The 14,493-nt window shown below is 48.7% G+C and carries 14 protein-coding genes and 1 tRNA gene; 5 read left to right on the forward strand and 10 right to left on the reverse strand.

Annotated elements, in window-relative coordinates:
- Positions 1–185: 185 nt before the first annotated feature.
- The 3 genes from BMZ51_RS01255 (at position 186) to BMZ51_RS01265 (ending at position 2,133) form a co-directional block, all read left to right on the forward strand.
- On the forward strand, positions 186–1,484 hold the full coding sequence (locus tag BMZ51_RS01255) for an MFS transporter (protein ID WP_208979210.1): 1,299 nt from the start codon (positions 186–188) through the stop codon (positions 1,482–1,484).
- Positions 1,485–1,639: 155 nt separating this feature from the next.
- Positions 1,640–1,715 (forward strand) — tRNA-Val (locus BMZ51_RS01260).
- Between the two features lie 235 nt (positions 1,716–1,950).
- Positions 1,951–2,133, forward strand: coding sequence for a hypothetical protein (locus BMZ51_RS01265; RefSeq protein ID WP_068007135.1), 183 nt, complete (start codon positions 1,951–1,953; stop codon positions 2,131–2,133).
- A gap of 55 nt (positions 2,134–2,188) precedes the next feature.
- Here BMZ51_RS01265 and trpB read toward each other — a convergent pair whose 3' ends face one another.
- The 8 genes from trpB to BMZ51_RS01305 form a co-directional block, all read right to left on the reverse strand.
- Positions 2,189–3,406, reverse strand: a complete 1,218-nt coding sequence (gene trpB, locus BMZ51_RS01270) for a tryptophan synthase subunit beta (RefSeq protein ID WP_068007132.1) — start codon at positions 3,404–3,406, stop codon at positions 2,189–2,191.
- 246 nt (positions 3,407–3,652) lie between these two features.
- Positions 3,653–5,236 carry an ABC transporter substrate-binding protein gene (locus BMZ51_RS01275; RefSeq protein ID WP_068007129.1) on the reverse strand — a complete coding sequence of 528 codons (1,584 nt, stop codon included), beginning with the start codon at positions 5,234–5,236 and terminating at the stop codon, positions 3,653–3,655.
- Between the two features lie 424 nt (positions 5,237–5,660).
- Entirely contained in the window at positions 5,661–6,488 is an 828-nt protein-coding gene (locus BMZ51_RS01280) for a dipeptide ABC transporter ATP-binding protein (RefSeq protein WP_068007126.1), read from the reverse strand.
- Positions 6,488–7,330 (reverse strand): ABC transporter ATP-binding protein, encoded by an 843-nt coding sequence (locus BMZ51_RS01285; protein ID WP_068007124.1) that lies wholly within the window; start codon positions 7,328–7,330, stop codon positions 6,488–6,490. The genes BMZ51_RS01280 and BMZ51_RS01285 overlap by 1 nt, the downstream gene beginning before the upstream one ends.
- Positions 7,331–7,332: 2 nt before the next feature.
- Positions 7,333–8,232: an ABC transporter permease subunit gene (locus BMZ51_RS01290; RefSeq protein WP_068007121.1), complete on the reverse strand. Its 900-nt coding sequence runs from the start codon at positions 8,230–8,232 to the stop codon at positions 7,333–7,335.
- 3 nt (positions 8,233–8,235) lie between these two features.
- The gene (locus tag BMZ51_RS01295) at positions 8,236–9,246 is read right to left on the reverse strand and encodes an ABC transporter permease subunit (protein ID WP_068007119.1); all 1,011 of its coding nucleotides are present in this window, start codon (positions 9,244–9,246) and stop codon (positions 8,236–8,238) included.
- Positions 9,247–9,374: 128 nt separating this feature from the next.
- Positions 9,375–10,964 carry an ABC transporter substrate-binding protein gene (locus BMZ51_RS01300; protein ID WP_175484978.1) on the reverse strand — a complete coding sequence of 530 codons (1,590 nt, stop codon included), beginning with the start codon at positions 10,962–10,964 and terminating at the stop codon, positions 9,375–9,377.
- Between the two features lie 577 nt (positions 10,965–11,541).
- Complete coding sequence (locus tag BMZ51_RS01305) at positions 11,542–11,985, reverse strand: MerR family transcriptional regulator (protein WP_068007116.1); 444 nt, start codon at positions 11,983–11,985, stop codon at positions 11,542–11,544.
- A gap of 361 nt (positions 11,986–12,346) precedes the next feature.
- Between BMZ51_RS01305 and BMZ51_RS01310 the strand changes: the two genes are divergently transcribed.
- Together BMZ51_RS01310 and BMZ51_RS01315 are read left to right on the forward strand one after the other, a co-directional pair.
- On the forward strand, positions 12,347–12,559 hold the full coding sequence (locus tag BMZ51_RS01310) for a SlyX family protein (protein ID WP_068007113.1): 213 nt from the start codon (positions 12,347–12,349) through the stop codon (positions 12,557–12,559).
- A 263-nt stretch (positions 12,560–12,822) separates the two neighbouring features.
- On the forward strand, positions 12,823–13,500 hold the full coding sequence (locus tag BMZ51_RS01315) for a GntR family transcriptional regulator (RefSeq protein ID WP_068007108.1): 678 nt from the start codon (positions 12,823–12,825) through the stop codon (positions 13,498–13,500).
- A gap of 163 nt (positions 13,501–13,663) precedes the next feature.
- Here BMZ51_RS01315 and BMZ51_RS01320 read toward each other — a convergent pair whose 3' ends face one another.
- Complete coding sequence (locus tag BMZ51_RS01320; RefSeq protein ID WP_208979211.1) at positions 13,664–14,029, reverse strand: hypothetical protein; 366 nt, start codon at positions 14,027–14,029, stop codon at positions 13,664–13,666.
- Complete coding sequence (locus BMZ51_RS01325; RefSeq protein ID WP_068007106.1) at positions 14,001–14,492, reverse strand: flagellar basal body-associated FliL family protein; 492 nt, start codon at positions 14,490–14,492, stop codon at positions 14,001–14,003. The genes BMZ51_RS01320 and BMZ51_RS01325 overlap by 29 nt, the downstream gene beginning before the upstream one ends.
- Between the last annotated feature and the right edge of the window lies 1 nt (position 14,493).

Here is a 14,493-nt window from a genome sequence, read left to right on the forward strand (position 1 = left end):
CTGTTTGCGCAGTGGGCGGCAGTTGTGTCATCAGCCGCAAATTCGACTAAATTCGCCCACACAAACCACACTAGAAAATCACTGCTTAGATCGTTTTTTCGCTCAATGCAGTCACATTCCCCTGCGACTAATTCAGGTGTCGGAAAGTTCTTTTTTCCCAACTTTGAATGTCTAACAGGGACACCATGGCGTCTCGCGCTCTGGTTTATTGCCGCATGGTTAAAGCTTCACTCATCTCACTGCTTGCGATCATTATGGCCAGTGCAATCGCGCAACTGGCGAGCTCAGCTTTATTGACCAGCCTGCCGCTTAAAATCGCAAATATCGGCGGCTCGACCACGGACGCTGGCCTTGTTGCTGCCGCATACTCTTTAGGCTTCCTGGCTGGTTGTATGCGCGGCGTTTCTATGATCAACCGCATCGGGCACATTAGGGCCTTTGCTGGGGCTGCAGGCCTTACGGCACTCCTGATCCTTATGTTCAAGAATACAGACAGCATCTTTTTATGGACTGCTCTACGGTTCTTTATGGGAGCAGCGTTTGCTGTTCTTTTTGCAACAGCAGATGCATGGCTCAATGAAACTGTGAGCGATGAAGTACGCGGACGCGTCCTTTCTGTGAATTCAATTGCCATCGGCGCAATGGCCATTGTTTCACAAATTTTTGTCGCACACTTCGCAGAAACCCGAATTGAAATGCTTGAGCTGTTGAGCGCCTTTTTGCTGGTTGCAGTTGTACTGCTTTGCATGACACGGTCTGTTCCTCCACGCACCTACAAGACCAAAAGGATCAAATTTAAGGAAATCTGGGCTCAGTCATCTGTTGCTGTGCTTGGTGCATTCTGCTCTGGAGCAATTGTCACGAGCCTGTTGACGATTGTGCCTTTCTCTCTTTCGAAGGCTGGCGTTGGTGGCAGCACGACCGCGCTCATGATTGCAATGCTATATGTGGGGCGCTTGTTGTTTCAGTGGCCCTTCGGCTCACTGGCCGACCGCATGGACAGGCGGTGGTTGATACTTGGTTCTTCATCGCTGATCACCGCCATCATCCTTATCGTTCTGATCGCTGATCCTTTTCATGGCTGGAACTCTGGCTTCTTACTTAACTATCAGCTGCTCAGCTTGATGGGGCTTCTACTTGTGATTTTGGGGGGCCTTTCGTTCCCGCTCCAGTCCATTTGTGTTGCGCACGCATTTGAGCGAAAGCCAGAAAGCAGCGTCGCACTGTCCACCTACCTTCTTTTTATCTGGGCTGCAGGTAGCGTTTCAGGCCCAACCCTCATCGGCGTGCTTTCGCCCGTACTAGGACCCCTGACACCTACATTGCTGTTGATCGGGCTAAGTGGCTCACTTGCGTTGTATACCGCTTATCGCCTTTATATTGCGCGGCAGGACTTTGTTCGGCGTGTCTCGACCCGGCAACTCATCACTTTGAGCAGCCGGCCATATGCAGTAAATCAGCATCCTCAACCCTATGATAAATAAGTGAAATATGATTTATGGACAGAGAGATACCAACTACCATTCCGATATATCTCATATATTTTGATTTCTTTTGGGAAAAGTTCTTGAGGGGGCTTGCGAGAAACCAACAAAGAGCCTAAACACCTCCTCACGCCAGACGGCGTCCCACTACATGGGGGCGATTAGCTCAGTTGGTAGAGCGCTTCGTTTACACCGAAGATGTCGGGAGTTCGAGTCTCTCATCGCCCACCATTTCCTCTTAGGAGGACTTAAAGTCTCACAGTTTCGTTGAGGCTTTTATTTTTGCGCTAACCTCTCTTGTACTTATCACGCCACTTCCCATATGCCTCAAAGCAGACCATCTACATTTTATGTAGGCTATGCTTTAAAACTTAAGGGTTTAAAGTGAAACTGCGTGAGCTGCACGGCTGCATACGGCAAAGATATGCGCTCAATCTTGGGGTAGAGTTTTAAATCGGGATCACAAATGGACCGGATATTCTTATTTATTGGCAAGACCTTTGCTGCATCCGTAATGCTGTTTTTCTTCGTCGTCGTCTTCCAAACCGTTATTTATGGTGGCCCAGCTCGCGACGTAGCAGCATTTATTTCCGGAGCAGGTGGCGTCTCCTACACCTCTTATATTGCCATTAGAAACAGAAACACCTGAGCGCCCTGCTCGAGAAGCTGTGAGAAAGGGAGCCAAGGCTCCCTCTCTGATGGCTTTATATCTTTAGGTCGTCACCAGTTCCAAAATTATCGGCAACGTAATCCAAATCCTTATCACCACGGCCAGACAAGTTCACCAGGATCGTTTCACCTGGACACTCTTTCGCGAGCTTCATTGCGTACGCAACAGCATGTGAGCTTTCCAAAGCTGGGATGATCCCCTCATAGCGGGACAACGCCCAGAAGGCTTGCAGGGTTTCATCATCAGTCGCCGAGCCATAGTGTACTTTGCCGATATCGTGAAGGTAGGAATGTTCCGGCCCGACACCAGGGTAATCCAGACCAGAAGCAATAGAGTGCACTGGGGCTGGGTTGCCTTCTGCATCCTCCAGAACACGGCACTTGAACCCGTGCAGCATACCAGGCTTACCGAAAGTCATGGTTGCCGCATGGTGCCCTAACTCCGGCCCCTTCCCCATCGGTTCCACACCATGCAGCTTTACAGACTTGTCTTGGATAAACCCAGAGAACAGGCCCATCGCATTGGAACCACCCCCAACACATGCCACTGCATGGTCTGGGAGGTTTCCGGTCATTTCTGTGAACTGCTCACGCGCTTCAATGCCAACAACTTGCTGAAAGTCTCGCACCATTCTCGGGAATGGGTGCGGACCGACCACAGAGCCGATCGCAAAGAGAGCCTCATCAGCTTGCTCCAGATATGATGCGAACGCAGAGTCCACTGCTTCCTTCAGGGTCCGACCACCAAACCCGACCGGAACAAGTTTCGCGCCTAAAAGCTGCATGCGCACCACATTTGGGTGCTCTTTCTCAATATCCACCTCGCCCATATGGATCTCACATTCCAGCTCGAAATAGGCCGCAGCTGTTGCCAGCGCCACACCGTGCTGGCCCGCACCTGTTTCAGCTATAAGCTTCTTCTTGCCCATATGCTTGGCCAAAAGCGCTTCCGCCATACAATGGTTGAGCTTATGGGCACCGGAGTGGTTGAGGTCCTCGCGCTTGAGGTAGATATTTGCGCCCGAACCAATCCGCTTGGAGAGGTTACGCGCATGAGACACAGGCGTAGGGCGGCCTTGAAAGTGCTTTCTGATGTACCGCAGCTCGTTTATGTAGGAGGCGTCTCCCGAAATCTTTTCATAAGCTTTGGTAATCTCTTCGAACTGCGGCTCCAACTCAGGTGGAAGGAAGGCTCCACCGTATTCGCCGAAATAGCCTTCTTTATTCGGAAATTCTTTTAAGTAATTTTCCATCAGCTCACACTCTCCCTGCCGCCATACTGTCTATGTGTTCAATGCTACTTGAAGCGGCATAATGCAATCTATCCCATTCTCAAAACTAATCACTGATATTTTGAAGGCATAGCGCGTCATAGCCACCACACGCTCTCTGCCGGGTACCTGAGCAGGCAACTATGCGGTGTTAACTTAGCGCCATACAAACACAAAAAGCTCTGGCACGGTGCCAGAGCTTTTCGCAATTTTGCTTGTAAACCTGAATTACTTCAGATCAACGCCATAGAAGATGTGACCGCCAAATGGGTCAATCTTGTAGTCTTTTACGTTGACTGAAATTGGCTCAGATACAACAGAGTGAGCAATGGTTGCCCATGGAGCTTCACGCTTAAAGACGACCTGTGCCTGCTCATAAAGCTTGGTACGCTCAGCAACGTCAGCAGTCACCTTCGCCTTCTGGATCAGCTCTTCAAATTCAGCGTTACACCACTGGGCGCGGTTAGATCCGCCAACAGCATCACAGCCAAGCAGAACTGCAAGGAAGTTGTCCGGGTCACCATTATCACCAGTCCAACCAAGAAGCACTGCACCATCACGCTCTACGTCAGAAGAACGCTTCAGGTACTCACCCCACTCGTAGCTTACGATCTCAACGTCAACACCAGCTTTTGCAAAGTCGCCCTGAATAACTTCAGCCATACGACGTGCATTTGGGTTGTATGGACGCTGTACAGGCATCGCCCAGATCTTCATTTTCAGATCTGTAACACCCTCAGCTGCCAATGCTGCTTTAGCAGCAACTGGATCATACGGATCATCCTGAATGTCTGCGTTGTAAGACCAGATTGTTGGTGGGATCGGGTTAGAAGCTGCTTTACCTGCACCCTGGAAAACGGCATCCAAGATTGCCTGCTTGTTAACCGCAGAGTTCAGAGCTTTACGAACCTTTGGATTATCAAACGGAGGCATCTGCGTGTTGTATGCCAGGAAACCAACGTTCAGGCCTTCCTTCTGCATCAGGTTGATCTCAGGATCCCGATTCATTGCTTCGAGGTCAGCCGGATTTGGGTATGCCATCACATGACACTCACCAGCTTTCAACTTCTGGTAACGAACTGATGCGTCAGGCGTAATTGCGAAGACAAGATTATCAATTGGCGCTTTACCTGCCCAGTAGTCAGGGTTTGCCTTATAGCGGATAACTGCATCTTTTTGATAAGCAACCAGCTGGAACGGGCCAGTACCTACAGGTTTCTGATCGAACGCATCTTTATTGTCCATCATCTTATCTGCATATTCAGCAGAGTGAATGGAAGCAAAGTCCATTGCAAGGTTTGCAATCATTGGAGCTTCAGGACGAGCCAGCACGAACTTAACAGTGTAATCGTCAACCTTCACGATTTCTGTGATGAGGTCTGGCATAGACATTGCGTTGAAGTATTCGTATGTCCCGTCAGAGACTTCAAAATACGGGTTTTCTTTGTTGCCCTGACGATCGAATGAGAAAATCACGTCATCAGCGTTAAAATCGCGTGTCGGTGCAAAGTCTTTTGTAGTATGGAATTTTACGCCCTTACGGAGCTTAAAGGTGTATTCTTTACCGTCTTCAGAAACTTCCCAGCTTTCAGCCAGTGCAGGCACGATTTCTGTTGTGCCGCGCCCAAACTCAACAAGCTTGTTGAAGATCTGGCGGGAGGATGCGTCAAATGTTGTACCCGCAGTATAGAGAGCTGGTGTAAAGCCCTCAGGAGAACCTTCCGAACAGTATACAAGCGTTTTAGCCATGCCTGGTGCAGCAAATGCCAATGTCGCAGCAAACACACTGCCCATAAGAATTGATTTTTTCATTTCTCGTGTCCCCAATCACCTAAAGTGAATGTAAAAGCCAAGGCCTTTATCATTTATCGAAGCTGCTTGATGCAGTTCTTCTAACAAGATTACCGCGTTGCGTTTCAGGCTCACCTCAAGCCTGCATACTTCCTCCTGCTGAAGAAGCACTTTTAAAATGTCTTGAGGAAGAAACAGCGCGGACAAGGCACAATAATGAGGCTCCCCTCCGCTGCATTCGTGTCCTCCCCAGCACACTTCATATGCAACAGCTGTAAACGCAAACACCTTATACGCAATCCGTGGTAAAATCTCCTCTTAATTGCGTATTTTTCAAAGAAATTGTTTCAACATTACACTAAACGGGGAAAAACAATAATAAAATGACAAAGGGCAGTTCCGTATACGGAACTGCCCTTCTCGATTCCCAACCTGTTAGGTCAGCTTAGTGTGATGCAGCAAGACGTGCGCGGATGTGTTCTACGTCCGCCTGAGGTGTCGCATTGAAAAGCGTACGAGTGTACTCGTGTTGAGGATTTTCAAACACTTCTTCTCGCGTGCCGTATTCAACAACCTCACCAAAATACATCACCATAACCTTGTCTGCGATGTAGCGCACCACAGACAGATCATGAGAAATGAACAGGTAGGTCAGGTTAAATTCGTCTTGCAGGTCAGCCAGCAAATTCAGGATCTGGGCTTGCACAGACAAATCCAAAGCTGAAACGGGTTCATCCAGAATAAGCAAGGAAGGATTGAGCACAAGCGCACGACCAATTGCAACACGTTGACGCTGGCCGCCGGAGAACATGTGTGGGTAGCGGTTGAAGTGTTCGGGGCCCAGGCCAACCTTAATCAGCATTTCTGTCGCCTTGTCATGGCGTTCTGCCGGTGTCAGGTTCGTGTTGATCATCAAAGGCTCCATCAACACATCACCAATGCGTTGACGAGGATTCAAAGAACCGTACGGATTCTGGAAAACGATCTGCACCTTAGATCGCATCTCTTTGGAAAGCTTTTCCTTAGAGATATCTATGGATTTACCTTCGACCAGCAGCTCACCAGAAGTTGCTGGGTCAATCAAGGTTAGTATCCGCGCCAATGTAGATTTACCGCATCCACTCTCACCAACCACAGCAAGCGTTTTGCCGCGCTCCAACTTAAAGCTAATGCCCTTCAGAGCACGGTTTACATGCTCCTTACCAAAGAGACCTTCTTTTGTGCGGTATTCGCGGACCAAGTCACGCGCTTCAAGAATGATATCATCAGCCATTATGCAGCTCCTCCATCACCGAGGTGAAAATCAGAGACCGTTGGCAGGCGATCACCAGTTGCGTTTTCTGGAAGCGCTGAAAGGAGAGCCCTGGTGTATGGGTTCTTAGGATTTTCAAAGAGTGAGAGGACGTCTGCCTCCTCCATCTTTTTGCCTTTATACTGAACAATCACGCGATCAGCGGTTTCGGCAACCACTGCCATATCATGCGTAATCATGATCAGCCCCATCCCACTTTCGTGCTGAAGATCAAGCAAGAGATCAAGAATCTGCTTCTGGATTGTCACATCCAACGCTGTGGTCGGCTCGTCCGCTATGAGCAGTTTTGGCTTACAGGCAATTGCCATGGCGATCATCACGCGCTGACACTGACCACCTGACATCTGGTGCGGGTATTTCTTCAAAGCCTTTTTGGATTCAGGCATACCCACAGAGTCAAGCAATTCAATCGCACGTGTTTTTCGTTCACCACGCCCCATACTGGTGTGCTCTTTGAGTGTTTCATCAATCTGAGCACCCACTGTGAAGCATGGATTCAAGCTGGCGATTGGCTCCTGGAAGATCATGGAGATATCTTTGCCAATGATCTGGCGTCGCTGCTTTGTAGTCAGCTTCAGAAGGTCGTAACCTTCAAACTCCAGCTTATCAGCCCACAGATGTCCGTTGTTCGCCAACAGGCCCATCACGGCCAGCATGGCAACGGATTTACCGGAACCACTTTCACCAACGACCGCGAGCACTTCTCCTGCATCGATGGAGTAGCTCACGCCATCCAGAGCACGAAAGCGACCGTCGACAGTATCAAATTCAACCGTGAGGTTTTCAATTTCAAGAAGGGCCATCGTCAGCTCCTCTTCAGCTTTGGATCGAGAGCATCACGCAGACCATCACCGATCAGGTTAATTGCAAGCACGGTAGTAAGAATTGCCAGACCCGGGAATGTCATTACCCATGGTGCATTCAAAATAAATTCACGTGCTTCGGCCAACATCGTACCCCATTCCGGCTGTGGTGGCTGCGCCCCCATTCCCAAGAAGCCAAGTGCAGCTGCATCAAGGATCGCGGTGGAGAATGAAAGTGCGGCCTGAACAATCAATGGTGCCATGCAATTGGGAAGAACAGTTACGAACATCAGTCGCACTGTACCAACACCAGACACACGCGCCGCCATGACGTATTCGCGGCTCATCTCAGAGATCACAGAGGCCCTTGTCAGGCGCACATAGTATGGCAACTGGATGATGGCGATGGCAATCATCGCGTTTAACAGGGACGGCCCAAGGATCGCAACCAGCACCAGCGCAAGCAGCAAGGATGGGAAGGAAAGGACGATATCCATAACGCGCATAATAGCTGTTTCAAGCCAACCGCGAAATGTTCCTGCAACGAGACCAAGGCATACACCAACAACCAACGCTACCGAAACAACGATCACGCCAATCCCAAGGGAGATCTGACTTCCATAAATCAGCCGTGAGAGAATATCGCGGCCAACAGCATCGGTACCTAGAACATAACTCCAATTACCACCTTCCGTCCAAGCAGGTGGAAGAAGTAAGGCATCTCGATATTGTTCGATTGGCGAATGCGGGGCAATGAATGCAGCGAAAACGGCAATAAAGACCAAGGCAAGGAAGAAAAACAGCGCAGCAACCGCTCCCTTATTGGTGCGGAAGTGAAGCCAGAAATTCACGATAAGCTCAAACCGGGTATCCGGTGCGGAATTTTGTGTCACGTTAGCCATGATTTACTCCGTATGCCGAATTTTCGGATTAACCAGACCATATAGAAGGTCCACAATCAGGTTCACGATCATCACGATTGCAGCAATCAGCAAGAGCCCACCTTGAACAACCGGATAGTCACGACGGAAGATACTATCGACCATCCACTTGCCGATGCCCGGCCAAGAGAAAATCGTTTCCGTCAGAATCGCGCCAGCGAACAACACGCCAATCTGCAAGCCAATGATCGTAATCACCGGGATCAGTGCATTACGCAAAGCATGAACACCAACCACGCGGAAATTAGAAAGACCTTTTGCACGTGCTGTACGCACGTAATCTTCATCCAGAACTTCAAGCATTGCAGAGCGGGTCTGACGTGCAATCACAGCAAGGGGAATCGTTCCCAAAGCAATAGATGGCAGAATCAGGTGACTTACTGCGGAAGCAAATGCACCCGGCTCATCTGCCAGCAATGTATCAATCAGCATGAAGCCAGTGACAGGTTCGATCCAGAACATAAGGGAGATCCGGCCCGACACCGGTGTCCAGCCCAAGAAACCCGAGAACAGGATGATTAGCAGCGGTCCCCACCAGAAGATCGGCATTGAATAGCCGACGAGCGCTGTTGTCATAACAGAGTGATCTAATGTCTTACCGCGCTTAACAGCTGCAATAATACCTGCTGGAAGCCCGATCACCACAGCAAAGATAATTGCGCAGACAGAGAGCTCAACCGTTGCAGGGAACAACGTTAGAAATTCACTCAAAACCGGTTGTTTTGTGACAAACGAATTTCCCAAATTCCCCTGAAACAGATCCCCAAGATAAGAGAGATATTGCAGCCATATGGATTTGTCATAGCCAAACCGTTCAACCAATTCCTGATAGCGTTCAGGACTAACGCCGCGCTCTCCTGCCAGTAGCAGGATAGGATCGCCCGGCAATTGGCGTATCGAGAAAAACGCCACCAACGTCACCCCAATAAAGGTAGGGATGAGCAAGCCTAGTTTTTTTAATATGAGACGAAGCATACTTCAGTCACACCAAACAGAGGATTGTTTATCCGCAGATCACAATCTGCGGCATGGAAAACTTTACTAAAAAGTGTATCCCGGCGAATAACGCGCCGAGATACTAAATGTCCAGTGGAAAATTATTTCTACTTCAGATCAACGCCATAGAAATAGTGTCCACCAAACGGATCAATCTTGTAGTTCTCAACACGAACACTTATTGGCTCAGAGACGAGAGAATGCGCAATAGTTGCCCAAGGCGCCTCGCGTTTGAATACTACCTGAGCCTCTTCATAAAGTCTCGTGCGTTCATCTACGTCAGATACTTCCTTCGCTTTTACAACGAGATCATTAAATTCATCGTTACACCACTGAGCACGGTTTGAACCACCAACGCCATCGCAAGATAGTAACACTGAAAGGAAGTTGTCTGGATCCCCATTATCACCAGTCCAGCCCAGCAGAACTGCGCCGTCGCGCTTTTCGGAGGAAGAGCGTTTTAGGTACTCACCCCACTCATAGGTTACGATCTCAACGTCCACTCCGACCTTTGCAAAATCGGCTTGAAGAAGTTCGGCCATACGGCGGGCATTCGGGTTGTATGGACGCTGCACAGGCATTGCCCAAATCTTCATCTTCAGGTCCTTGACGCCAGCAGCTTCCAGTGCAGCTTTTGACGCCTCTGGGTCGTATGGGTCGTCTACGATCTCATCGTTGTACGACCACATAGTTGGCGGGATTGGGTTTTTCGCGGTTTCACCCACACCCTGGAATACAGCATCCAGAATCGCCTGTTTGTTGATTGCCATGTTCAGCGCTTTACGCACGGCTGGGTTATCAAACGGCGCTTGCTGGGTGTTATATGCCATATACCCGACATTCAGGCCTTCCTGCTGAAGAAGGGTGATCTCCGGGTCTTTCGACATGGATTCAAGGTCAGCAGGATTAGGGTATGCCATAACATGGCACTCGCCCGCTGAGAGCTTTTGATAGCGCACAGCTGCATCAGGGGTAATAGCAAACACCAGATTGTCAATCGGAGCCTTACCGTTCCAGTATTCTGGGTTTGCCTTATAACGGATCAAAGCGTCTTTCTGGTAGCCGACAAGCTGGAACGGGCCTGTTCCAACCGGCTTTTGGTCAAACGCATTTTTGTTGCTCATCATTGCATCTGCATATTCAGCAGACTGGATAGAAGCGAAATCCATTGCCAGATTTGCAACCATCGGAGCTTCTGGGCGCGTCAGTTTGAACTTAACGGTGTAGTCATCCACTTTCTCAATGGCATCAATCAGCTCTGGCATGCCCATTGAGTTGTAGTACTCGTAGGTTCCACCAGACACATTGTGATATGGATTTTCCTTATTCCCCTGACGGTCAAAAGAGAAAATCACATCATCTGCATTGAAGTCGCGCGTTGGCGTAAACCATTTGGTTGTCTGGAATTTAACGCCCTTGCGCAGGTGAAAGGTGTACTCTTTACCGTCCTCAGAGATTTCCCATTTCTCCGCAAGGGCTGGAGCCACTTCTGTCGTCCCTGGCTTGAATTCAACGAGCTTGTTATAGATTTGGCGGGAACTGGCATCAAATGTGGTGCCTGCCGTGTAAAGTGATGGCGTAAAGCCTTCCGGGGAACCCTCAGAACAGTACACGAGTGTTTTTGCCATAACAGGACCCGCCACAACTGCTGCTGCGAACAGGCTACCACCAAGCAAGAGGCTTTTTTTCAAGGGCATTAGTTTCTCATTCCGTTTTTTTGCTTGTTCCAGTTGCTCTTCAACACTGCTTATTTCTGCAGCTTATCTTGTATATTACTTAGAGCGGTTACACAGAACCAAACGGATCACATGCAAATTCGAACAAGCCATAGATACATCGCACGCCATTAATTGCGCTCAGCACCCATCAGGGTTCAAACTTCAGTTCACACGTTAATTCCACAACGAGATGTCACTCGCTCAGTTCAACCAGATCGACGATATCACACAATGTTGTGCAATTAATTCCTCGAACATCGACTTTCGAGTATTAAGTTTCGTTTATCGCTTCGGAAATAGTTAAAAATTTCAGAGGAGTTGACTATCAGTGTGAATACCTACCCATGCATTTCCAGGTTGTTTTTCCTTCATATTTTCCTGAAATCACATAGGTACTATTACCACAACCGAGCCCGATAGTAATTATACTGAAGAATCATAGGACACTCTCTAAACAGAGTTTTTCGCGTTAAATATGAATATTCCACGGAAAAAGGTTCGCAGACACACGTGATGCGCGTCTTACGAACTTGCTAACCTTTGCTTTGCAGTGAATTTAAGCTTGGGAAAGCTTATCCATACACTCGTCGTGGATAGACTGTATCTCAGCGATTGTAACTTCCAGCGCTTCTTTTCGTGCGCTGAGCTCCTTTAGGACCTCATCTGTCCGGGAAGCCAGGTATTCAGTCTGCTGACGATGACCCTCGCCATGCTGGCCGTATAGATCCAAGAAGTGTTTAATCTCTGAGAGTGAGGAGCCGATCGCTTTTCCGCGCAGAATCAAAGCCAATCTGGCTCTATCCTTACGGTTGTATATACGCACGCCATTTACGCGCTGTGGCTCAATCAGGCCTTTACTTTCATAAAAGCGGATGGACCTCGTGGAGATTTCGTATTCCTCGGCCAGGTCCCCAATCCCAAATAGCTCCTGTTCCGAGCGACCGGTTAATTTCTCCGCTTCCTCAAGAGGGTTTGGCGTGTGTACTTTTTTGTCAGACATCCGTGCCCCTATCTAAGAATTAGCAATTAAGCGTAACCTAACGTAGCCGTAAAGCACTACCATTAACAATAAACAGCATCACGATACTGTCAACACGTTCACAAATTCTCGTTTTCTTCCGAAGTTTAACCTATACGATAACCATCAGAAATTACCCAGAATTGCAATGAGCTAGATAGGTAATATTGTTCACCGTCAAAACCTCCGTACAAAAAAGCACGGGATAACCCCTTACAAGGCGTTATAGAACGTCATCACCCTGCGCTATTTTGTAATTAAATTGCGCATTGAACAAGGCTCCACTTGACAAATATGGCGTTTTGAATGACCCCTGCCCTAACGAAGCCTGACAGGATAAGTTATGAGTAAAACCATCGAGGAACGGATCGTTGACCTAGAGGTGCATATCGCACATCAAAACGAAACGATCGAAACACTCAATGATGTGGTTTCCAATCAGGCACAAGTGATTGACCGCCTTGTTGGAGCAATGGGACAGATGAAGGACCACCTGCTGGACACCCAGGAGTTAGTTGAACAAGTACCCAACAACCAAAAGCCACCACATTACTGAAAATACAGGCCTCACCTGCACCAAAAGGAAGTTATCTTAACGCTGAGCATCAGCAAAGATAGGTATACTCAGGTAAGGGGAAACCTGATATTAAGAGATGACAGGTCTGCTGTTGCTTATATGCAGGCCCTTTTTGCGTTGATCACTCAACGTAAAGAGAGTGAAGAATACAATTTTCTGTTCCGCCGCCTATAAGGGCTGCCAACGCTGTACTTTTGCGCAGCGCATGGGAACAAAAAAAAGCCTGATGAGAAAGAAACCCAATGGCTATTGAACAGATTCTGGCGACCCATAAAAAGGAGAGCCTTGCTGATAAAGCTTACCGTCTGATTGAAGAATTAATTGTCAATCTTGACCTCGCTCCTGGCATGGCACTGACCGAAGGTGATTTGTGCGAACGCACTGGTATTGGCAGAACGCCTGTACGCGAAGCGATTAAACGCCTTGCAACCGAAGGCTTGATCGTTATTCGCCCCCGCAAGGGATTATTCGTATCAGAAATCGAAACCTCTGAATACGTATTGGTTCTGGAAACCAGAAAGCCTTTAGAGCAACTGCTTGTTGCCTCCGCAGTTGATCGCGCGACCCCGGAAGAACGAGAAGCGCTGCACCAATGTGCAGAAGAAATTCTCGCTCAAGCCCGTAAAGGCGATGTGAAGGGTTATCTGCGCGCTGATAAGCTATTTGATGAAGTCCTATGCGCCGTATCAAGGAACCCGTTTACTGCCCGTGCAGTCGCTCCGCTACAAACAATGAGCCGCCGGGCATGGAGCGCTTTCCGCGGCGCTGAGAAGCTTGAGGATTCCGCGATCCGCCATCACAAGCTGGCCGAAGCTCTTGCGAACAATGATGCTGCGAACGCCGAAATTGCGACCGTTGAAATGATGGATCACCTGACAAACTTTGCTGTCGAGCAAGCAAACAAAGCAAAAGAAAGCTGAACAAGCGGGTCCACGCTTCGTGGTCAACGCATGAGCTGCTTCACGCGCCCGTATTAAACGCATTTTCACATCACATCTATCATGTGAATTTCTGAAGACGTTTTAGAAAAACGAAAGAAGCAGAAGGTCTCCTTCTGCTTCTTTACTATCGGTTTGGCGAGAGTTAACACTCGTCAATTCGCAAATTGTGCCCGCTCGCGCCTAACAGCAAGAGGTAGAGCTTATGAGTTTTTATTGTTAGTCGCTTCCCACCGTAAATCCCGGAGAGACGGAACCTTATTTCTCCATGTGGGGTATCAGCAGTAAACATACCCGTTGATACCTGGGAAAGTTCGACTGGCCCGTAAAGGATTTCATAGGAAGGGGGAGCAGCGGCAGGACGCGAAATCACCAAGGCATTTGCTCTGATGTCACGCCCCTCATTTGTTACATCAATGACACCAATCGCTCGATGTAAAATTTTGAATTCGCACTGCATCCCGCTCGCCACCATCAATTCATCAGGAAGCTGCCGCTTGCTCGGCTGCATTCTTAATGATGTTCTTATTCAAGTTTGAAGGAACATGGAAGGTAAAGTCCTGTATCAGGACATCCTGCACAATTTCAGTCGCGAAGCGCTCATTTACGCGCGTTCTGACTTCCTCAGTCAGCTCTTTTAGATCAGACTTCCTAAGCTGCGCAAATTCCTTGTCTGCCTTGCTGTAAATCAGGCGAAACGCCTCGTCGACAACAAAGGCATGTGGAGGAACCGCAAGCTTGGCGAGTAGTTCGCTATCAACGGTGAACACAAACTGCGCAACAATGTAACCGTGGATCTTCCCATCTTCCAAGACTGGCACGTTGATAGTTGGCGTGCTTTGGTAGTCCAATCCTTCCAGATGCGCGTTCTTTTGCAACATTGGATCGAAGTCGGTTTTATACAAAGCCGTAAAGTAGGCTGCCCCAACGGTTACCAGGCAGATCCAAACTCCGGTTACGAGAACTTTCAACATA

This window comes from Pseudovibrio axinellae (assembly GCF_900110875.1).
GTDB lineage: Bacteria > Pseudomonadota > Alphaproteobacteria > Rhizobiales > Stappiaceae > Pseudovibrio > Pseudovibrio axinellae.

Excerpts from the sequence above, each read along its gene's own strand:
- BMZ51_RS01310 (WP_068007113.1), top strand. The coding sequence starts at position 12,347 with ATGAGTAAAACCATCGAGGAACGGATCGTTGACCTAGAGGTGCATATC.
- BMZ51_RS01255 (WP_208979210.1), top strand. The coding sequence starts at position 186 with ATGGCGTCTCGCGCTCTGGTTTATTGCCGCATGGTTAAAGCTTCACTC.
- BMZ51_RS01275 (WP_068007129.1), bottom strand. The coding sequence starts at position 5,236 with ATGAAAAAATCAATTCTTATGGGCAGTGTGTTTGCTGCGACATTGGCA.
- BMZ51_RS01300 (WP_175484978.1), bottom strand. The coding sequence starts at position 10,964 with ATGCCCTTGAAAAAAAGCCTCTTGCTTGGTGGTAGCCTGTTCGCAGCA.
- trpB (WP_068007132.1), bottom strand. The coding sequence starts at position 3,406 with ATGGAAAATTACTTAAAAGAATTTCCGAATAAAGAAGGCTATTTCGGC.
- BMZ51_RS01285 (WP_068007124.1), bottom strand. The coding sequence starts at position 7,330 with ATGGCCCTTCTTGAAATTGAAAACCTCACGGTTGAATTTGATACTGTC.
- BMZ51_RS01265 (WP_068007135.1), top strand. The coding sequence starts at position 1,951 with ATGGACCGGATATTCTTATTTATTGGCAAGACCTTTGCTGCATCCGTA.
- BMZ51_RS01315 (WP_068007108.1), top strand. The coding sequence starts at position 12,823 with ATGGCTATTGAACAGATTCTGGCGACCCATAAAAAGGAGAGCCTTGCT.
- BMZ51_RS01325 (WP_068007106.1), bottom strand. The coding sequence starts at position 14,492 with ATGTTGAAAGTTCTCGTAACCGGAGTTTGGATCTGCCTGGTAACCGTT.
- BMZ51_RS01295 (WP_068007119.1), bottom strand. The coding sequence starts at position 9,246 with ATGCTTCGTCTCATATTAAAAAAACTAGGCTTGCTCATCCCTACCTTT.
- BMZ51_RS01305 (WP_068007116.1), bottom strand. The coding sequence starts at position 11,985 with ATGTCTGACAAAAAAGTACACACGCCAAACCCTCTTGAGGAAGCGGAG.
- BMZ51_RS01290 (WP_068007121.1), bottom strand. The coding sequence starts at position 8,232 with ATGGCTAACGTGACACAAAATTCCGCACCGGATACCCGGTTTGAGCTT.
- BMZ51_RS01320 (WP_208979211.1), bottom strand. The coding sequence starts at position 14,029 with ATGCAGCCGAGCAAGCGGCAGCTTCCTGATGAATTGATGGTGGCGAGC.
- BMZ51_RS01280 (WP_068007126.1), bottom strand. The coding sequence starts at position 6,488 with ATGGCTGATGATATCATTCTTGAAGCGCGTGACTTGGTCCGCGAATAC.